Raw genomic sequence first — 18,056 nt, 5'->3', positions numbered from 1 at the left:
CACGTGTCGCGCTACTAGCTACTCTCGGGTAACACCAGCGTACGCCTCGGCCGCGTCGGGCAGCGGGCGACGGCGGCGATGCCGCAGCATGGCCCAACGCCCGCGCGGGCCCCGGCTGCGACCGCCGAGCACCGTGCCCGCGACCTCCGTCCCGGCGTGGTCGGCGGCGGCCACCGCCGCGATCGAGATCGGCAGCACACCGTCGCCGCGCAGCGCCTCGGGCTGCTCCTGCTCCGCGGTCCACAGGCCAAGCGCGCCGACCAGCGACGGCAGCAGGGCCGCGGCGGCGTGCGCGTAGCCGGCCGACGACGGGTGGAACAGATCGTCGCTGAACAGCTCTCCGGGAGCGGCGTCGAACTCGGGGCCGAGGATCGACCCGAGCGACACGCTACGACCGCCCGCCTCGACCACCGCCACCGTCTGCGCGGCGGCGAGCTGGCGGCTGGCGCGCCGGGCGAGCCAGCGCAGCGGCGCCCGGATCGGCCGGATGGTCCCCAGGTCGGGGCAGGTGCCGACGACGACCTCGCAGCCGGCCTCCCGCAGCCGCGAAACCGTCTCGCTGAGACGCCGGACGGAGTCGACCAGGCGGACCTGGTGCGTGATGTCGTTGCCGCCGATGATCACCAGCGCCACGTCGGGCTCCTCGATCAGCGCCTTCTCCACCTGGGTGGCGAGCCCTTCGGTGCGGGCTCCCACCGTGGCGACGGTGCGCAGCCGTACCGGACGGTGCGCGATCTCGGCCAGTCCCGCGGCGAGCAGCGCGCCGGGCGTCTCCTCGGGGGTGTGCACGCCGTATCCGGCCGCCCCGGAGTCGCCGAGCACCACGAACGACACCGGCATTCCCTCGCCGGAACCGTAGAGGCCGTCCGGGTCGGGCGGCCCGTCGATCCTGCGGCCGTTGATGGTGCGGCGTGCGCGAGTGGCCTGGGTACGCAGCAGGCCGTAGACGGTGGCGCCGAGAACACTGAGGCCGCCGCCCCCGTAGGCGGCCGCCGTGGCGATGCGTCGAGCGGAACGGGCGTTGAGCAGGCCGGTCACGACTCGACTGTAGCCGTTCGGCCCCGCTGCGCCACGCCTGTCGTCACTGCTGGACCGTCCCCGGTCACTTCCGCCGCACCATGCCCGTTGCCGAGGGTGAGCAGTTAGGCTCAGCAGCGTGGAGTATTACGAGAACGTCATCGACCTGATCGGCGACACACCCCTGGTCCGACTCGGCACCGTCGGAGCCGGACTTCCGGCCACGGTCCTGGCCAAGGTCGAGTACGTGAACCCGGGCGGGTCGGTGAAGGACCGCATCGCCGTGCGCATGGTCGAAGCGGCCGAAGCCGCCGGCAAGATCGGCCCCGGCGGCACCATCGTCGAGCCCACCAGCGGCAACACCGGCGTCGGCCTGGCGCTGATCGCACAGCGGCGCGGCTACCGGTGCGTCTTCGTGTGCCCGGACAAGGTCAGCGAGGACAAGCAGAACGTGCTCAGGGCGTACGGCGCCGAGGTCGTCGTCTGCCCCACGGCGGTTCCGCCGGAGCATCCGGACTCGTACTACTCCGTGTCCGACCGGCTGGTCGACGAGATACCGGGTGCGTGGAAGCCGGACCAGTACGCGAACCCGGCGAACCCGCAGTCGCACTACGAGACCACCGGTCCCGAGGTGTGGAAGCAGACCGGCGGCGAGGTGACCCACTTCGTCGCGGGCATCGGCACCGGCGGCACCATCAGCGGCGCCGGCCGGTACCTCAAGGAGGCCTCCGCCGGCCGGGTCCGCATCGTCGGCGCCGACCCCGAGGGGTCGGTGTACTCCGGTGGCGGCGGCCGGCCGTACCTGGTCGAGGGCGTCGGCGAGGACTTCTGGCCGTCGACGTACGACCGTGACATCGCGGACGAGATCGTCGCCGTCAGCGACGACGACTCGTTCGACATGACCCGCCGGCTGGCCCGTGAAGAAGGGCTGCTGGTCGGCGGCTCCTGCGGGATGGCCGTGGTGGCGGCGCTGCGGGTGGCCGAGCGCGCCGAGCCGGGCGACACCATCGTGGTCCTGCTGCCGGACGGCGGCCGCGGTTACCTGGGCAAGATCTTCGACGACGAGTGGATGACCGCCTACGGGTTCCTGCCGCCGGTCGAGGGCGTGACGGTCGGTGACGTGCTGCGGCTCAAGTCCGGCGAGATGCCGGCGCTGGTGCACACCCACCCGGGCGAGACGGTGGCCGACGCGGTGGGCATCCTGCGCGAGTACGGCGTGTCCCAGATGCCGGTGGTCCGGGCCGAGCCGCCGGTCATGGCCGCCGAGGTGGCCGGCTCCGTCGTCGAGCGCGATCTGATGCACGCACTGTTCACCGGGGTGGCGTCGCTGACGGACAGCGTCGAGGAGCACATGTCGCCGTCGTTGCCCATGCTGGGAGCGGGGGAGGCGGTCTCCACGGCCGTCGACAAGCTCCGTGCGACCGACGCGTTGCTGGTGGTCGAGGACGGCAAGCCCGTCGGCGTGCTCACGCGGACCGATCTGCTCGGCCACCTCGCGAGCTGAACGGCGCCGAAGCCGTCACGACGCGGCTCCGAGGACCAGCGCCGTGGCGCCGCGGATCTCGACGACGTCCACCCGCGTCCCGGTGTCGTACACCGAGCTGCCGTCGTACGGCCGAGCGGTCCAGATCTCGCCGGACAGCTTGACCAGGCCGCCGTCCGCGTGCACCTGCTCGACGACGACACCCATCTTGCCGATGAGCGCGTCGACGCCGACGTTGGCCGGGGCCGGGGTGAGGAAGCGGCGCTTGGCCGCGGGCCGGACGACGCCGAGCAGCGCGACGCTGACGCCGACAGCCACCAGCAGCTGCACGACGAACTCGGCGCCCGCGCCGGCGGCGACGCTCCCGCTGGCCGCCCCCAGGGCGAGCATCAGGAAGAAGAAGTCGAGCGTCGTCAGCTCGACGGTCCCCAGCACGAGGGCGAGGCCCGCCCAGCCGAGCACCCACGCGTGGTTGGCGAGCCATTCCCACAACGACGACATGGCGGCATTTTAGGGACTGTCCGCTATTCGCTACACCGGGACGGCCTGGACTCGGATCCCCGCCGACTCAGCGTTGTCCGTCAGGCGAAGTCGGAGGCGTGCACCAGTGCCGTCGCGCCGTCGATCTGCGCCACTCCGACCCGGGTGCCGGGTTCGAACACCGAGCGGCCGTCGTAGGGCCGTGCCGTCCAGATCTCGCCCGACAGCTTGACCAGGCCCTCGTTGGCCGCGACCTGTTCGACGACGAAGGCCTCCTGGCCGACGAGCGCGGCGCCGCCGACCGGCAACTCCGGAGCGGACAGCAGGCGGCGTTTCGCGATGGGCCGCACGACGATCAACAGGGCGGCGCTGACCAGCGACGCCACGGTGAGCTGCACCAGGAAGTTGCCGCCGACGGCTGCGGTGAGCGCGCCACTGCCCGCACCCACGGCGAGCATGAGGAACACGAAGTCGAGCGTGGTGAGTTCGACCATGCCGAGCACGAGGGCGGTGCCGAGCCAAGCCACGACCCACGCATGCTCGCCGAGCCAATCCCACAGCGACTGCATGCGCCGCATCCTAGGGGATCGGCACCGGCCGGGTCACGGGGGTGATCAACGCGCGGACGGTCGGGGCCCGTACGGATCATCGGGCGTACGCGTCGCTGGAGGGCCGGCAGGCCATGATCTCCGTTTCCGCGCTACGCGGACGCGCGCGTGCGTCCGTCCTACTGGTCGAGCTGGTCCTGGGTGGTGAGCCCGACCGGGCAGGCCACGCCGGTGCCGGACAGGCCGCAGTAGCCGCCCGGGTTCTTCGCGTCCGACAGGTACTGCTGGTGGTAATCCTCGGCGTAGTACAGCCGGTCCAACGGCGCGATCTCGGTCGTGATCTCGCCGTGCCCGGCCGCGCCCAGGCGTTGCTGGTAGGCGTCCCGGGCCGCGTACGCGGCTTCGAGCTGCGCGGTCGAGGTGGTGTAGACCGCCGACCGGTACTGGGTGCCGACGTCGTTGCCCTGGCGCATGCCCTGGGTGGGGTCGTGCTCCTCCCAGAACGTCTTCAGCAGTTCGCCGACGGTCAGTACGTCCGGGTCGTACACGACGCGCACCACCTCGGCGTGCCCGGTGCGGCCGCCGCACACCTCCTCGTAGGTGGGGTTGGGGGTGTACCCGCCCGCGTAGCCCACCGCCGTGGTCCACACGCCCGGAAGCCGCCAGAACTCGCGCTCGGCGCCCCAGAAACATCCCATGCCGACGATGATCTCTTCGTGCCCGGCCGGCGGCTCGGCCTCGATCGGGGTGCCCAGCACGGTGTGCGTGCCGGCCAGGGTGAACGGGCGGGTGTCCCGTCCGGGCAACGCGTCGGCGGCGTCGACCATGCGGCTCTTGGGCAGGCGGTCGAACAGCGACATCACAGACCTCCGGAAGTGTCGTCGTCCCGTGCAACAGTCTCGGCGGCCGTCGTGTTCCTCATGCTCATGGGAAAAGGACGCCGGTCAGGCGAAGGTGTCCACCGGGGGCTCGGGTGCCGACGGCATCGCGGTCGCGGTCCGGAACGCCTGCGCCACGAGCCCGGCCGCGTTCTCGAGGACGTCGACCGGATGTGTGTACGGCAGCCGGAGCCGGCGTTCGAACGCCCCGTCGACGCCGAAGCGCGGACCGGCGGCGAGCCGCAGGCCGTACCGCTCGCCGGCGGCCACCAGCCGGCTCGACACCGCGAGCCCGGTGTCGCACCACAGCACCAGGCCGCCGGACGGGACGCGGACGTGCCACTGCGGCACCTGCCGGTTCAGCGCGGACACGAGCGCGTCGCGCCGCAGCCGCAACTCGGCCAGGGTCGCGGGTAGCAGGTCGGGGCGCCTGTGCAGCGCCTCGGCCGCGGCGAGCTGTTCCACGACGGGCGAGGAGATGTCCATCGTGGCGCGAGCCGCCGCGAGGCGCCGGATCGTCTGGGTGTCGGCGCGGGCCCAGCCCACGCGCAGCCCACCCCAGATCGACTTGCTGGTGCCGCCGATGGTCACGGTGCTCGCACCGGGCAGGTGACAGGCCAACGGGGCCGGCACGTCGGCGTCCAGGGCCAGGTCCACGTTCGTCTCGTCGACGACGGTCACCGTGCGCGAGCGTGTCAGCGCCGTGGCGAGCGCCGCCCGGGTGGGTTGGTCGGCCAGCAGCCCGGTGGGGTTGTGGAAGTCCGGGATCAGGTACGCGAGCCGCGGCGCGGTCTGGCGCAGAGCCGCGGCGACCGCGTCCACGTCCCATCCGTCGGACGTCAGCGGCACGGGAACCGGCCGCGCCGACGCCCGCCGCAGTGCGTCGATGGCGTTCGGATACGTCGGATGGTCGATCAGCACCCGGTCGCCGGGGTCGACGACGGCGGACAGCACGAGGGAGAACGCCTGCTGCGTCCCGGCGGTCACGAGGACCTGCTCGGGGGTGGTGGGCAGGCCGCGCTCGGTGAAGGTGGCGGCGATCGCGGCACGCAGCTCCGGCAGGCCGAACAGGTGGTACCCGCTGGTCGGCAGGTGGCGCGGCAGCTGCTCGAGTGCCGCCGCGTAAACGTCGCGCAGCGCTCGCGTGGGCGCCTCGGGTGCGGCGTGCGCGAGATCGAGCCGGTCGGAGCCGTCCGGGCCGAACGGTGCCCAGGACGAGCCGGCAGAACCCGCTGCGGAGGCGGGAAGCGTGGTCCAGGTGCCGGAACCCTGCCTGCTGGCGGCGTAGCCGTGCCGGCGGAGCGCGTCGTAGGCGGCTGTCACGGTGGTGCGGCTCACGTCGAGTGCGTGCGCCAGGTCGCGCTCTCCGGGAAGGCGGGTCTCCAGCGCGAGCCGCCCGTCCAGGACCAGCAACCGCACGGCCGCCGCCAGCCTGGAGTACGCCGGACCGGGATCTCCCGCGTCCGCCCAACCGCCGAGCTGTCGAGCCAGTTGCCGACCGTTGACCGAACGCACCAGTCCACTATTTCCCAACTGGCTATCGATGTAAAGGCCAGTTTGGCGGAACACTGGTCCGTCATGATGACTCGGCGCCTGCTCCAGCTCTACCTCGGTCTCGTCCTCTACGGCTTCAGCATGGCGCTGATGGTCGAGGCCGAGCTCGGCCTCGACCCGTGGGACGTCCTGCACCAGGGCGTCGCCACCCGCACACCGCTGTCCATCGGCGTCGTCACCATCGCCGTCGGAGCCGCCGTGTTGCTGGCCTGGATCCCGCTGCGGCAGCGGCCCGGGCTGGGGACCGTCAGCAACGTGATCGTCATCGGGCTGGCGATGGACGCCTCGATCGCGCTGCTGCCGGCGCCCGAGCCGCTCGCCGTGCGCATCGCGTTCATGCTGTCGGCGGTGCCGCTGAACGCCGTGGCCACGGCCGCCTACATCGGAGCCCGGTTCGGGCCCGGGCCCAGGGACGGGCTGATGACCGGGCTGGTGCGACGGACCGGGCGTTCGGTACGTCTGGTGCGCACGTCCATCGAGCTGACGGTTCTCGCCACCGGATGGCTGCTCGGCGGGACCGCGGGCGTCGGCACGGTCGTGTACGCCGTGCTGATCGGTCCGCTGGTGCACGCGCTGTTGCCGCGGCTGCGGGTCCCCGAGCGCGAACGAGTCGACTCGGTGGTCGGCGAGACGTAGAGTCACCTGACGTGCACGGTTTCGAGACACGAGCGATCCACGCCGGCCAGGAGCCCGACCCGCGGACCGGCGCGGTCATCCCGCCCATCTACGCCACCAGTACGTACGCCCAGGACGGTGTCGGCGGGCTGCGTGAGGGCTACGAGTACAGCCGCACCGGCAACCCGACGCGGGCGGCGCTCGAAGAGTGCTTCGCCGCGCTCGAGGGCGGGGCGCGCGGGCTGGCGTTCGCGTCCGGCATGGCCGCTGAGGACACCCTGCTGCGGGCCGTGCTGCGCCCCGGTGATCACATCGTCATCCCCGACGACGCCTACGGTGGCACGTTCCGGCTGGTCAGCAAGGTCGTGGAACGCTGGGGCGTGTCCTGGACGCCGGTACCGGTCGGCGACCCGGACGCCGTGCGCGCCGCCGTCCGGCCGGAGACGAAGATCGTGTGGGTCGAGACGCCGACCAACCCGTTGCTGGGTGTCGCCGACGTGGCGGCGCTGGCGGCGGTCGCCCACGACGCCGGCGCGCTGCTGGTCGTCGACAACACGTTCGCCACCCCGTACCTGCAGCAGCCGCTGTCACTGGGCGCCGACGTCGTCGTGCACTCCACCACGAAGTACTGCGGAGGCCACTCCGACGTCGTCGGCGGGGCGCTCGTCGCGGCCGACGCGGCCCTCGGCGACGAGCTCGCCTTCCACCAGAACACCATCGGCGCCGTCGCCGGGCCGTTCGACGCGTGGCTCGTGCTGCGCGGGCTCAAGACGCTCGGTGTGCGGATGGACCGGCACTGCGACAACGCCGAGCGGATCGTGGCGTTGCTGACCGAGCATCCGCGGGTGGCTCAGGTGCTGTACCCCGGGCTGCCCGATCACCCCGGGCACGACGTCGCCGCGAAACAGATGAGCCGATTCGGCGGCATGGTGTCGTTCCGGGTGGCCGACGGCGAGCAGGCGGCGGTCGACGTCTGCGACCGCGCCAGGGTGTTCACGCTGGGCGAGTCGCTCGGCGGCGTCGAGTCGCTGATCGAGCACCCGGGACGGATGACGCACGCCAGCGCCGCGGGCAGCGCTCTCGAGGTGCCGGGCGACCTGGTGCGACTCTCGGTGGGCATCGAGACCGTCGACGACCTGCTGGCCGACCTCACGCACGCCCTCTCGACCTGATCGTCGGCACTTTCCGGGTCCATGTCCGCTCTTCTACATGTGGCCGGAGGGCAGCGGATCACGGCGTAGGCAGGTACCGGTCCTCGAGACAGTGCTGCCGACCGTGTCGAGCGTCGATGATCAGCGGCGAACCATGACGAGTCCCGGTCGTCCGTCGGGCGCATCCGGGCCGTGACCGACCGGCTCGAAGCCACGGCTCGTGTACAGAGTCAGCGCGGGTGACCGGACATCCGTGGTGTTGAGCCAGCAAGATGCTGGCTCAACGGCCGAGACCAGTGCGTCCAGCAAGCGCGCACCCAAGCCCGCTCTCGCGTTGTCGGGATGTCGCGCCAGGAGCGCAATCACGAAACTGCCATCGAGCAGTGCTGCTCGAGAACCAAGGCGACGTCTCAGCGTGTCCGCCCATTCGTCCGTCTGATCGCTCCATCGCCATTCGTGCCCGTACGCGAACCCCACAAGGCGGTCCTCTGCATGGGCGACCGCGCATGTCACGGACATGCTGTCGATCGCTGTTCGATACAGATGGGCGAACAGGGCCGCGACGCTCGCCGGTTCTCGAAGTGGCGGCTCAGCTGCTGCGGCCTGGTAAACCGCCTCCACTTCATCTGGGCCGGGGAAACTCTCCTTCTCATCGGCCCGATGAACAGTGACTGATGTCGGAGCTTCGGTCATTCAGCCAGTATGCTTCGGCCATCGCGAGGTCCGAGGCTGGCCTGAGCGACGAACGCGTCGGCAGACACCTTGTTGTACGTCGACGTACAAGAGCGTACATTCATAGCATGACCACCATGAGCTTGTCTGAGGCGCGAGCGGAACTTCCGGCACTGTTGGATCGTGTGGAGCACGGTGAAGAGGTCACCATCACTCGGCACGGCCGGCCGGTGGCCGTCGTGTTGCGCCCCGACACAGTACGGAGTCGGCGGGCCGAATCGGCCTTGGCCGGGGCGGCGGAGGTCCGAGAGCTGATGGAGCGTGCGCGCAACACGCCACTGTCCGAGGTCAGCGGTCTGTCGGCAGAGTATGCCGACGAACTCGTCGCCGACATCCGTGCCGACCGGGACGACAGCTGACGCTGTGGACGCCTTCGATGCGGACGTCCTCATCTATGCCGCCGCGCCCGCTCACCCTCTGGGTAACCGTGTCCTCTCGCTATTCAGCGAGAGCGGGCGCGGCGAACGAGAGTTCGCAGGGCTGGGCTCGACCCTTCTGATTCCTGAGACGCTGATCCGTCCGACTCGCCACGGAGACAGCGGCGAACGGCTGGCCTTGGCAAGTCTTCTCGTCCGTCTCGATCTGCGACCCTCGGACATGGCGATAGCGGACCTCGCGGTGGCGCTCGGTGCAGGATACGGGCTGAAGACAGTCGATGCGACGCATCTGGCCACAGCCGTCAATGCCGGTGCCGATCGGTTCATCACGAACAACCGGCGTGACTTTCCGAAGAGCATCACCGAGGTCGACGTGACGTACCCGGAGGATCTCACCGAGCCCGAGTGATCCACATTCCTCGCTTGATCATCGGCACTTGACCGCTCATATGACGGTCAAGTGCCGATGATCATGGGGGGTCAGGCGGACCAGTCGCGCAGCGCGGGCAGCACCTCGGCGCCGATGCGCTCGATGGTCTTCGCGGGGTCGGCGCTGGCCACCTGGATGGCGACGTAGTCGGCGCCGACGTCGTGCACCAGCGGCCGGTACGCCTCGGCCAGCTGCTCGAGGTCGCGGACGATGGTGTACTTGCCCAGGATCTCCTGCCGGTCCATCTCGTCGGCGCGCTGGCGCAGCACCATCGGGTCGGCGACCTCGAGACGTCCGGGAGCGCGCAGCCCTCGCATGGAGGCCAGCGCCTCCCAGGCCTCGTCGTCGCTGCCGGCCAGCACCACCCAGCGGGTGGCCATCACCGTCGTTGCCGCGCCACGCTCGGCGGCCGCGTCACGGTACGGCTGGATGACCCGCTCGACCGTCTCGGCAGGATCCTTGACGCTGGTGATCAAGCCCTCGGCGTGCTGCCCGGCGAAGGTGGCGGACTTCGGGCCGCCGGCGGCCATCCACACCGGAACCGTACCGGCGGGCGCGCTGTAGAGCTTGGCGGTGCGCGCCTGGTAGTAGGTGCCGTCGACGTCGATCTTCTCGCCGGCCAGCAGCCCGTGCATGATGGTCATCGCCTCGTCCATGCGGGCGATGCGCTCGGTGTAGCCGGGGAACTCGTAACCCAGCGGGGCCTCGTTGATGGCCTCGCCGGTGCCGACGCCGAGCCGGAACCGGCCGCCGGACAGCCGGTCGATGGTGGCGGCGGCCTGGGCGATCAGGGCAGGGTGGTAACGGAACAGCGGCGCGGTGACGCTGGTGGCCAGCTCGACACGTGAGGTGGCCTGCGCGACGGCGCCGAACCAGCTCCAGACGAAACTGGCGGCGGCGTGGTCGTCGACCCACGGGTGGAAGTGGTCGGCACCGGTGACGACGTCGAAGCCGGACCGTTCGGCGAGAACGGCGTGCTCGAGCAGGGTTTCGGGCTGATAGGACTCATGACTGCACAACCAGGCGAGCTTCACCCCCGTCACTTTACGACGCGTCGCCGCCGCGCGGGGAAGGGTGTTCAGCGCAGCCCGGCGATGTGGCAACGCTCGCCGGAGCGGCAGTCAGGTACCGCGAGCACCGCGCCCGGAGCCACCAGGACGCGACCCGGTGTCGGCTCGAGCACGCGCGGATACGAACCGCCGAACGCTCCGCCGACGCCGGCCGGGATCTCGTACCAGTCGCCGAAGGAACCTTCGGGCGCGACACCGAGCTGCCCGGTGGTGCCGGGTCCCACCCAGCCGGCATCGGTGCGCGCACTCCACAGGTAGGTGTCACCTGCGCCGGTGCCGAGCGTGGCGAGGTCCTGTCTGCGTCCGGTGTCCGGGTCGACGACGACGAGATGCTGGTCGACCTGCGCGGTCTCGCCGTCGACGCTGGCGATCACCTCGAGTGTGCCGTCCGGGGCGCGGCGGAACAGTTCGTCGGTGTCGGGCAGTTCGCCCACGACGGTGCCGTCGGCGGCGTCACGCACCAGCAGGCGTCCGGTGCCGCCGGGTGCCTCGATGCCGAAAACGCCGCCACGGGCGGGTGCGAACATCGACCGCGAGCCCGAGCCGTCCGGCGGGACGTCCTGCTCGACGCGCCACTGCTCGGTGCCGTGCGCGGCGTCGAGCCCCAGCACGACGGTGCGTTCCGGGTTCTCGCCGCAGGTCATCGAGACCGCCACGATGTCGGCGTAGGCGAACCAGGCGTCGTCGGGCCAGGAGCTGGGTGCGGCGAGCGCGCACTCGGCCGGGACGGTCCACGTCCAGGCGGCCGAAAGGTCCGGCAGCGCGGCCGCGGCGAGCGTGCCGGTGTTCAGCCGCTTGCCGTCGTCGTCGACCTCGGCGTGCAGCACGATGCGGGAATGGTCGGTGTGCCGCACCGCCGGGTCGGCGTGCTCGGCCAGCTCGTCGTCCGAGCCGGGTGCCGGCTGTCTGCGAGTGGCGAGAACGTCGCCGGTCAGCGCGTCGAGCGTTTCGACCAGCACCTCGGAACGGTGGTCGTCGCGGTCGGCCTCGAACGTCGTGACGATCACGGATCCGTCCGGTGTGGCGTCGATGTCGTCCACATGGGTGCCCGGTCGCGCGTAGGCCCAGCGTTCGGTGCCGGAGACGCCGTCGATCCCGCGCACGGTGCCGCCGTCGCGCACCACCGCGCCGGGGCCCGCGGCGACGACGCCCTCGAACGGTCCCCAGGTCCAGGCCACCTCGGTGGGAAGCTCGTCGAACCGGTCGGGCGCGGGCTCGTCGCCGCCGTGTCGGCCCGAACCGGCAGGACGCCGACGGCCACGTATGCGCCCGCGGTGATCACCGCGCCGGTCAGCAGCACGGCGGCCAGGGCACGGACGACAACGGCGCGAGACCCGGTTGCCGCGGCGGCACCCGTGGGTGTCTCGCCGGTACCGCCGTCGTCCCGCACATCAGCAGCGTCCGGTCCGAACGCGCCGGCGAGGGCGAACAGCCCTCCCGCGGTGACGACGGCGCCGAGTGCGACGACGACGCTGGCCGGCCCGGGCATGCCGCCGCGGACGTCCAGGACGGCGTAAACCCCCGTCACCAGGGCGACGACGACGCTCGTCCACGCCAGGGCGGCGACAGTCTCGCGGCGTTCGGCGCGGCGGTGCCGTTCCTGGACCTCGTGCGCCGCGGGCCGCCGCGACTTTGCGAGCTTCATGCCGACGCCGACGGCCACCAGCACCCATCCCGCGAGTGCGACGCGGAACAGTGCGGGCAGCCCGTCGGCGCCCACCGCGACGGGCAGGAACGGGCCCGTCGCCATGGCAACGACACCGACCGGCGCTGCTCCGGCCCCTGCGCTGCGGCGCCATCGATGCGTGCCATTCACCGCGCCATGAAAGCACACGTGCGTGCAGGTGACCGGGGGTGACAGGATGTGGACACCGGCTTACGTCACCACGTTTCGGTGGCGGGCGCAGCGGGGACCGATCCCGGTACGAGGAGATTGACGCGAGCAGATGAACACCGTCTCGATGGCCGACGTCGACGCCGCTCGCGAGCTGCTGCGTGACATCGTGCATCCGACGCCGCTGGAGGACTCCCGGTGGCTGGCCGGGCGCGTGGGCGGGCCGGTGCACCTCAAGTGCGAGAACCTGCAACGTGCCGGTTCGTTCAAGATCCGCGGCGCCTACACCCGCATCGCCAGGCTGAGCGAGCCCGAACGCGCCAACGGGGTCGTCGCGGCCAGCGCGGGCAACCACGCGCAGGGCGTGGCGCTCGCGGCCAGCCTCCTCGACACCCGTGCCACCGTGTTCATGCCCGAAGGCGCGGCCATCGTCAAGGAGAAGGCGACCCGCGCGTACGGCGCCGACGTCCGGTTCGTCGGCTCGAGCATCGACGAGTCGCTGCTGGCCGCCCGCGCGTTCGCCGCCGAGACCGGTGCGGTGCTGATCCACCCGTTCGACCATCCGGACGTCGTGGCCGGTCAGGCGACCGTCGGAGCCGAGATCCTGGAGCAGTGTCCCGACGTGCGCACGATCCTCGTCGGGACCGGCGGCGGTGGCCTCACCGCCGGCATCGGGCTGGCCGTGCACCACCACCGTCCGGACGTGCGCGTGGTCGGCGTGCAGGCCGAGGGCGCGTCGTCGTTCGCCGAGTCGTTCAAGGCGGGGCGGCCGGTGGTGCTCGAGCGGATGTCGACGATGGCCGACGGCATCGCCGTGGGCTGCCCCGGGGACGTGCCGTTCGGCATGATCCAGCAGCACGTGAAGTCGGTGGTGACGGTCTCCGAGGAGTCGCTCTCCCGCGCGCTGGTGCTGCTACTGGAACGGGCCAAGCAGGTCGTCGAGCCGGCCGGCGCCGCGGCGGTGGCCGCGCTGCTGGACGATCCGGAGGCCTACGAGCCGCCGGTCGTGGCCGTTCTCTCCGGCGGCAATATCGATCCGCTGCTGTTGTTGCGGGTCATCCGGCACGGCATGGCCGCCGCGGGCCGCTATCTCGGCCTGCGGGTGCGGGTGTCCGACCACCCGGGCGGCCTCGCGCAGCTGCTCAACGAGTTGGCGGGCGTCGACGCGAACGTGCTGGACGTGGTGCACCAGCGCACCGGCGCGAGCCTGTCCATCGACGAGGTCGAGATCGCGTTGCAGGTCGAGACACGCGGCCCCGAACACCGCCGCCGGGTGCTGGCGACGCTCGAGGAGTCCGGCTACTCGGTAGCCATATCGGAAAGCTGATATGCCGTTCTGATAGCTGGACTTGACGATCCGAAAAGTTCCGTGGACGATGAGCGCATGTCCACGCTCAGTTCTCGCGAGATCCTGGAACGGGTCGCCTCCGGCGATCTCGATCCGTCCGAGGCGGCCCGTCTGCTGGACGAGGCCGAGGCGGCGCCCGCCGCGGAACCGGGCGGCCCGGAGGCGGACGACGCCACGCCGGGGTCGTCCGGGCCGTCGGGCCGTGCTGTCGACACCCCGCGCATCACCCGCGTGCTGGTACGGGGGACGTCCCGGCGGGTGCGCGTCGTCGGCGACCCCACCGTGGCGACGGTGGACGTCGGCGGTGAGCACACCGTGCGGCGCGAAGGTTCGACCCTGCACGTCACCGGCGAGTCGGAGATGGTGCCGACCGACGGGGCCTTCACGCTGCTGGCGGGTGGCCGGTGGCGGGACGTCGCCGACCGGTTCCAGAACATCGGCCAGGGTCTCGAGCTGCGGGTGCGGGTGAACCCGGCGATGACCGTCGGCGCCGAGGCGATCGCCGGGTCGTTGCAGGTCGACAACGTGCCTGCGCTCGACCACGTCCGGGTCACCGCCGGGTCGCTGCGGGTGCGGGGACTGCGCAGCCCGGTCGACGTGCTGGTGCAGGCCGGCTCCGCGCAGGTCGAGACGCTGCAGCTCGGCGGGCATTCCCGGATGCGCTGCGAGTCCGGGTCGCTGCAGTTGACGCTGCAGGAGGGCTCGGACGTACGGGTCCGTGCCGACGTTCAGCTGGGTCGGCTGAGCACCGAGCCCGAACGGCGCCGCGCGCACCGCGACCGCGACATCGTGCTGGGCACGGGCGCGGCGGAGATCGACGCCGAGGTCGTCATGGGCAACGTCACCGTCCGGCTGCCCGAAGCGGCGGAGTCCGGGAGCGTGCTCTGATGCCCGCGCGCACGCACGAGCATCTGCACCAGGCACCCGGCGACTGCCCGGTCTGCGGCTCCGAGCTGCAGGTCACCCGGCTGGGCTGCGAGTCCTGCGGCACCGAGCTGTCCGGGCGGTTCGCGTCGTGCGCGTACTGTTCACTGGCCGCACAGGACCAGAAAATCCTTGGCACCTTCCTGGTGTCACGAGGCAACATGAGGGAACTGGCGCGCGAGCTGGGTGTGAGTTACCCGACGGCGCGCCAACGGTTCGCGGAGCTGCTCGAGCGGCTCGGCCTGGAAGTCGAGGGGGGCTCCACCGAACACGCGACCGAGCACACCGACCGCGAGGCGGTCCTGCGTCGGCTCGCCGCCGGCGAACTCGATCTCGACGAGGCGACGGCGCTGCTGCGCTGACCACGGGGCCGGTGCGAGCACAGCCGCTGGGCGCAGACTCTGTCGGCGCCGGCTGGCACGATGCTGCAAACCATCACAGAGAGGACACATCCGTGAACGCCATTTCGGCTGAAGGTCTGGTCAAGACCTTCGGCACTGGGGACAAGGCCGTCAAGGCCGTGGGGGGTGTCGACCTCACCGTGCCTGAAGGCACCGTGGTCGGCCTGCTCGGCCCGAACGGCGCCGGCAAGACCACCGCGGTCCGCATGCTCACCACGCTGCTGCAGCCGGATGCCGGCCGGGCGCTCGTGGCCGGGCACGACGTCGTGCGCGAACCGCAGGCCGTCCGGTCGCTGATCGGGCTGTCCGGTCAGTACGCGGCGGTCGACGAGACCCTCACCGGCCGCGAGAACCTCTGGCTGTTCGGCCGGCTGTACCAGCTGTCCAGCAAGCAGGCCAAGAAGCGGGCGGACGAGCTGCTCGAGCAGTTCTCCCTCGCCGACGCGGGCGACCGCACGCTCAAGACCTACTCCGGCGGCATGCGCCGCAGGCTCGACCTCGCCAGCAGCCTGATCGTGCACCCGGAGATCCTCTTCCTCGACGAGCCGACCACCGGGCTCGACCCGGCCAGCCGGCTCGACCTGTGGGACGTCATCCGCGAGCGCGTCGCCGAGGGCGCGACCATCCTGCTCACCACGCAGTATCTCGAGGAGGCCGACGCGCTGGCCGACAACATCGTGGTCATCGACCACGGCCAGGTCATTGCCGAAGGGACCGCGGACCAGCTCAAGGCGCAGATCGGCGGTGAGCGCATCGAGGTCGTCGTGCACGACTCCGAGCACGCCGACTCCGCCGAGCAGATCCTCAACCTGAGCAGCGGCGGGCAGTGCGACCGGGACACCCACACGCGCAAACTGACCGTGCCCACGCACACCGGCTCCAAGGGCCTCATCCAGGTCATCCGCGACCTCGACGAGGCGGGCGTGACCATCGACGACATCGCGCTGCGCCGGCCGACGCTCGACGACGTGTTCGTCAAGCTGACCGGCCGGCACGCCGAGAGTGAGACGGAGGCCGCCGACACGGCGGCAGGGAGGGCCGCCTCGTGAACAGCATTCAACGGACCGCCACGCCGCCGAACCGGGTCGGCCTGAGCCAGGCCGTGGGTGACGCCATGACCATCGCCTGGCGCAACATCCGGGGCGGGTGGCGCGTCCCGGACAACCAGATCTACATGTTCATTCAGCCGATCATGTTCGTGCTGCTGTTCGCGTACGTGTTCGGCGGGGCCATCCCGATCCCGGGCATGGAGGACGACCCGACGGCGTACAAGCGGTACCTGATGGCCGGCATCTTCGCGCAGACGATGGCCTTCGCCGTCGCCCCGGCCAGTGTCGGTCTCGCCGACGACATGCAGAAGGGGCTGATCGATCGGTTCCGCTCGTTGCCGATGGCACGGTCCGGCGTGATCGCGGGCCGGGTCATCGCCGACCTCGCCAACCAGGTCATCGTGCTGGCCATCATGATCGTCTGCGGGCTGCTCGTCGGCTGGGAGATCGAGAACGGCGTTCTCGGGTTCTTCGGCGCCGTCGGCCTGCTGCTGCTGTTCGCTTTCGCGATGTTGTGGGTCGGCGCGTTCATCGGGCTGTCCGTGGGCAACCCGCAGGTGGCCGCGTCCGCCGGGCTGATCTGGCTGTTCCCGGTGGTGTTCCTGTCCAACGCGTTCATCCCGACGCCGACGCTGCCGGGCTGGCTGCAGCCGATCGCGGAGTGGAACCCGGTGAGCGCGTTCGTCGCCGCGACCCGCGAGCTCTTCGGCAACCCCAGCATGTTCGCGGCGGACACGTTCGCCAGCAACCATCCGGTGCTGTTGTCGCTGATCTGGGTCGTCGTCATCGTCGGCATCTTCGCGCCGTTGGCGGTCCGCAAGTACAAGGCGGCCGCCACCAAGTAGCCGGCGCGCCGCGCACCGGCTACGTGACGAGAAGCGGCGGTGCACCCCGAGCCTGGGGTGCACCGCCGCTTGCGTTCGTGTCAGCGCGTCAGGCGCCGTAGGGTTTCGCGCCCACGATGTCGACGTTGATGGTGCTGCCGTTGGGTGCCTCGTACGACGCGGTCTCGCCGACGCGCTTGCCGTGGATGGCAGAGCCCAGCGGCGACTGCAGCGAATAGACCTCGATGTCCACCGACTCGTCCAGCGACGCCAACTCGCGCGAGCCGAGCAGGAACGTCTCGATCTCGTCCTCGCCCTCGAACCGGATCTCGACGATCATTCCCGGTTCGACGACGCCGTCGTCCTGCGGGGTCTCGCCGACCTTGGCGCGTTGCAGAAGCTGCTGCAGCTGGTGGATGCGCGCTTCCTGCTTGCCCTGCTCTTCCTTGGCTGCGTGATACCCGCCGTTCTCGGACAGGTCGCCCTCGGCCCGTGCCTCCTCGATCCGTTTGGCGACTTCGAGGCGCGCCGGACCCATGAGGTACTCGAGCTCCTCCTTGAGGCGGTCGTAGGCATCCTGGGTGAGCCAGGCGACGTTATCGCTGGTCGCGGTCACGGCATCTGCTCCTTGGGTATCAATACGTCGGCAGCACGGGTGTTGCGGATGTGCTGGACCGCCGGGCCCTTCCGCCCGGTACACGTGATGACGGGAATCCACGAGCATAGCAAGTGTGCCCCGGTAAAAACGATCCACGCAGTTCAGCGCGGATGGTCAGTCCGCTTGGTGGCATCCGTTCAGCCGTGGGGCGATGCCGTTGCCTTCGAGCGGTATGTCGGCGTCGACACGGATGTGTTCCTCCGGGCCGGCCGGGACCTCCAGCTCGAGCTGGCCCACGACGATCATCCGGTCGTCGACGGCGACCAGATCGCAGGTGACGGCCAGGCCCGGGTCACGGTGGATCTCGACGGTCGCGGGCAGCGTCGCACCGCGCGGGTCTTCCCAGGCGTAGAGGTCGGCACGGATCGGCTGGTCGGCCTGTTGCAGGCCCAGCCACAGCGTGACGGCGCCGAAGGCGACGAACGCGGCGGCGAGCACCGCGACGACGACCCGCGGCCGGCGGCGACGGCCGTACCGCTCGGCCAGGTGGTCGGCCTGCTCGGCGCTGTTGTGGGCCATGGCGGTGTGTCCTGGGGTGGAGTCGGCGTTGTCGGAGGCGTACGGCACCATTATCCGCATCGGTGTCGACCGCTTGTGCCGATGTTCTCACCGCGCCGTGCCCCACCCGGGGCCGGGGCACAGAACGTCCGGCCGGTGCGTTGTCCCGGATGAGAGTTCCGAAC

At 71.0% G+C, this 18,056-nt stretch carries 20 protein-coding genes; 10 read left to right on the top strand and 10 right to left on the bottom strand.

Features of this window, described 5'->3' with window-relative positions:
- Positions 1 to 18 precede the first annotated feature (18 nt).
- Positions 19 to 1,038, bottom strand: coding sequence for an SGNH/GDSL hydrolase family protein (locus tag CLV30_RS23790; RefSeq protein ID WP_205740901.1), 1,020 nt, complete (start codon positions 1,036 to 1,038; stop codon positions 19 to 21).
- A gap of 118 nt (positions 1,039 to 1,156) precedes the next feature.
- Here CLV30_RS23790 and CLV30_RS23785 point away from each other — a divergent pair, with 118 nt between their 5' ends.
- Positions 1,157 to 2,521 carry a cystathionine beta-synthase gene (locus tag CLV30_RS23785; RefSeq protein ID WP_106539731.1) on the top strand — a complete coding sequence of 455 codons (1,365 nt, stop codon included), beginning with the start codon at positions 1,157 to 1,159 and terminating at the stop codon, positions 2,519 to 2,521.
- Positions 2,522 to 2,536: 15 nt separating this feature from the next.
- Here CLV30_RS23785 and CLV30_RS23780 read toward each other — a convergent pair whose 3' ends face one another.
- The 4 genes from CLV30_RS23780 to yczR all read right to left on the bottom strand — a co-directional run bounded on the left by CLV30_RS23780 (position 2,537) and on the right by yczR (position 5,921).
- On the bottom strand, positions 2,537 to 3,001 hold the full coding sequence (locus CLV30_RS23780; RefSeq protein ID WP_106539730.1) for an NfeD family protein: 465 nt from the start codon (positions 2,999 to 3,001) through the stop codon (positions 2,537 to 2,539).
- A gap of 80 nt (positions 3,002 to 3,081) precedes the next feature.
- Positions 3,082 to 3,549, bottom strand: a complete 468-nt coding sequence (locus CLV30_RS23775) for an NfeD family protein (protein ID WP_106539754.1) — start codon at positions 3,547 to 3,549, stop codon at positions 3,082 to 3,084.
- A 158-nt stretch (positions 3,550 to 3,707) separates the two neighbouring features.
- Positions 3,708 to 4,388, bottom strand: a complete 681-nt coding sequence (msrA, locus tag CLV30_RS23770; RefSeq protein WP_165358655.1) for a peptide-methionine (S)-S-oxide reductase MsrA — start codon at positions 4,386 to 4,388, stop codon at positions 3,708 to 3,710.
- Between the two features lie 84 nt (positions 4,389 to 4,472).
- Positions 4,473 to 5,921, bottom strand: coding sequence for a MocR-like transcription factor YczR (gene yczR / locus CLV30_RS23765; protein WP_205740902.1), 1,449 nt, complete (start codon positions 5,919 to 5,921; stop codon positions 4,473 to 4,475).
- A gap of 66 nt (positions 5,922 to 5,987) precedes the next feature.
- On the opposite strand from yczR, the gene yczE reads away from it, so the two are divergent.
- On the top strand, positions 5,988 to 6,596 hold the full coding sequence (yczE, locus tag CLV30_RS27440; RefSeq protein WP_420842004.1) for a membrane protein YczE: 609 nt from the start codon (positions 5,988 to 5,990) through the stop codon (positions 6,594 to 6,596).
- Between the two features lie 11 nt (positions 6,597 to 6,607).
- Positions 6,608 to 7,747, top strand: coding sequence for a cystathionine gamma-synthase (locus CLV30_RS23755; RefSeq protein WP_170119660.1), 1,140 nt, complete (start codon positions 6,608 to 6,610; stop codon positions 7,745 to 7,747).
- Between the two features lie 120 nt (positions 7,748 to 7,867).
- Here CLV30_RS23755 and CLV30_RS23750 read toward each other — a convergent pair whose 3' ends face one another.
- Entirely contained in the window at positions 7,868 to 8,419 is a 552-nt protein-coding gene (locus CLV30_RS23750) for a GNAT family N-acetyltransferase (protein ID WP_106539728.1), read from the bottom strand.
- 116 nt (positions 8,420 to 8,535) lie between these two features.
- On the opposite strand from CLV30_RS23750, the gene CLV30_RS23745 reads away from it, so the two are divergent.
- Complete coding sequence (locus tag CLV30_RS23745) at positions 8,536 to 8,817, top strand: type II toxin-antitoxin system Phd/YefM family antitoxin (protein ID WP_205740903.1); 282 nt, start codon at positions 8,536 to 8,538, stop codon at positions 8,815 to 8,817.
- Between the two features lie 4 nt (positions 8,818 to 8,821).
- Positions 8,822 to 9,244, top strand: coding sequence for a type II toxin-antitoxin system VapC family toxin (locus CLV30_RS23740; protein ID WP_165358656.1), 423 nt, complete (start codon positions 8,822 to 8,824; stop codon positions 9,242 to 9,244).
- A 71-nt stretch (positions 9,245 to 9,315) separates the two neighbouring features.
- Here CLV30_RS23740 and CLV30_RS23735 read toward each other — a convergent pair whose 3' ends face one another.
- Together CLV30_RS23735 and CLV30_RS23730 are read right to left on the bottom strand one after the other, a co-directional pair.
- Positions 9,316 to 10,299 (bottom strand): TIGR03557 family F420-dependent LLM class oxidoreductase, encoded by a 984-nt coding sequence (locus tag CLV30_RS23735; protein WP_106539725.1) that lies wholly within the window; start codon positions 10,297 to 10,299, stop codon positions 9,316 to 9,318.
- Positions 10,300 to 10,343: 44 nt separating this feature from the next.
- Positions 10,344 to 11,513: a hypothetical protein gene (locus CLV30_RS23730; RefSeq protein WP_146154808.1), complete on the bottom strand. Its 1,170-nt coding sequence runs from the start codon at positions 11,511 to 11,513 to the stop codon at positions 10,344 to 10,346.
- Between the two features lie 768 nt (positions 11,514 to 12,281).
- Between CLV30_RS23730 and ilvA the strand changes: the two genes are divergently transcribed.
- From ilvA to CLV30_RS23705, 5 genes are all read left to right on the top strand, one after another.
- Complete coding sequence (ilvA, locus tag CLV30_RS23725; RefSeq protein ID WP_106539723.1) at positions 12,282 to 13,496, top strand: threonine ammonia-lyase; 1,215 nt, start codon at positions 12,282 to 12,284, stop codon at positions 13,494 to 13,496.
- Between the two features lie 57 nt (positions 13,497 to 13,553).
- Positions 13,554 to 14,405 (top strand): hypothetical protein, encoded by an 852-nt coding sequence (locus CLV30_RS23720; protein ID WP_129711039.1) that lies wholly within the window; start codon positions 13,554 to 13,556, stop codon positions 14,403 to 14,405.
- Complete coding sequence (locus CLV30_RS23715) at positions 14,405 to 14,803, top strand: DUF2089 domain-containing protein (protein WP_106539721.1); 399 nt, start codon at positions 14,405 to 14,407, stop codon at positions 14,801 to 14,803. Before CLV30_RS23720 ends, CLV30_RS23715 begins: the two co-directional genes overlap by 1 nt.
- Positions 14,804 to 14,895: 92 nt before the next feature.
- Positions 14,896 to 15,891, top strand: coding sequence for an ATP-binding cassette domain-containing protein (locus tag CLV30_RS23710; RefSeq protein WP_106539720.1), 996 nt, complete (start codon positions 14,896 to 14,898; stop codon positions 15,889 to 15,891).
- The gene (locus CLV30_RS23705; RefSeq protein WP_211300110.1) at positions 15,888 to 16,736 is read left to right on the top strand and encodes an ABC transporter permease; all 849 of its coding nucleotides are present in this window, start codon (positions 15,888 to 15,890) and stop codon (positions 16,734 to 16,736) included. The genes CLV30_RS23710 and CLV30_RS23705 overlap by 4 nt, the downstream gene beginning before the upstream one ends.
- 88 nt (positions 16,737 to 16,824) lie before the next feature.
- On the opposite strand, the gene greA is transcribed toward CLV30_RS23705, so the two are convergent.
- Positions 16,825 to 17,331 carry a transcription elongation factor GreA gene (greA, locus tag CLV30_RS23700; protein WP_106539719.1) on the bottom strand — a complete coding sequence of 169 codons (507 nt, stop codon included), beginning with the start codon at positions 17,329 to 17,331 and terminating at the stop codon, positions 16,825 to 16,827.
- A gap of 156 nt (positions 17,332 to 17,487) precedes the next feature.
- A complete protein-coding gene (locus tag CLV30_RS23695; RefSeq protein WP_165358657.1) occupies positions 17,488 to 17,892 on the bottom strand; it encodes a DUF4307 domain-containing protein in 405 nt (134 codons plus the stop codon).
- Positions 17,893 to 18,056 lie beyond the last annotated feature (164 nt).

This window comes from Haloactinopolyspora alba (genome assembly GCF_003014555.1).
Classification (GTDB): domain Bacteria; phylum Actinomycetota; class Actinomycetes; order Jiangellales; family Jiangellaceae; genus Haloactinopolyspora; species Haloactinopolyspora alba.
Note: the sequence above shows the minus strand (reverse complement) of the source record. Positions and strands in the feature narration are given on the sequence as shown.

Excerpts from the sequence above, each read along its gene's own strand:
- CLV30_RS23720 (WP_129711039.1), top strand. The coding sequence starts at position 13,554 with ATGTCCACGCTCAGTTCTCGCGAGATCCTGGAACGGGTCGCCTCCGGC.
- msrA (WP_165358655.1), bottom strand. The coding sequence starts at position 4,388 with ATGTCGCTGTTCGACCGCCTGCCCAAGAGCCGCATGGTCGACGCCGCC.
- CLV30_RS23780 (WP_106539730.1), bottom strand. The coding sequence starts at position 3,001 with ATGTCGTCGTTGTGGGAATGGCTCGCCAACCACGCGTGGGTGCTCGGC.
- CLV30_RS23715 (WP_106539721.1), top strand. The coding sequence starts at position 14,405 with ATGCCCGCGCGCACGCACGAGCATCTGCACCAGGCACCCGGCGACTGC.
- CLV30_RS23775 (WP_106539754.1), bottom strand. The coding sequence starts at position 3,549 with ATGCAGTCGCTGTGGGATTGGCTCGGCGAGCATGCGTGGGTCGTGGCT.
- ilvA (WP_106539723.1), top strand. The coding sequence starts at position 12,282 with ATGAACACCGTCTCGATGGCCGACGTCGACGCCGCTCGCGAGCTGCTG.
- CLV30_RS23750 (WP_106539728.1), bottom strand. The coding sequence starts at position 8,419 with ATGACCGAAGCTCCGACATCAGTCACTGTTCATCGGGCCGATGAGAAG.
- yczE (WP_420842004.1), top strand. The coding sequence starts at position 5,988 with ATGACTCGGCGCCTGCTCCAGCTCTACCTCGGTCTCGTCCTCTACGGC.
- CLV30_RS23745 (WP_205740903.1), top strand. The coding sequence starts at position 8,536 with ATGAGCTTGTCTGAGGCGCGAGCGGAACTTCCGGCACTGTTGGATCGT.
- CLV30_RS23695 (WP_165358657.1), bottom strand. The coding sequence starts at position 17,892 with ATGGCCCACAACAGCGCCGAGCAGGCCGACCACCTGGCCGAGCGGTAC.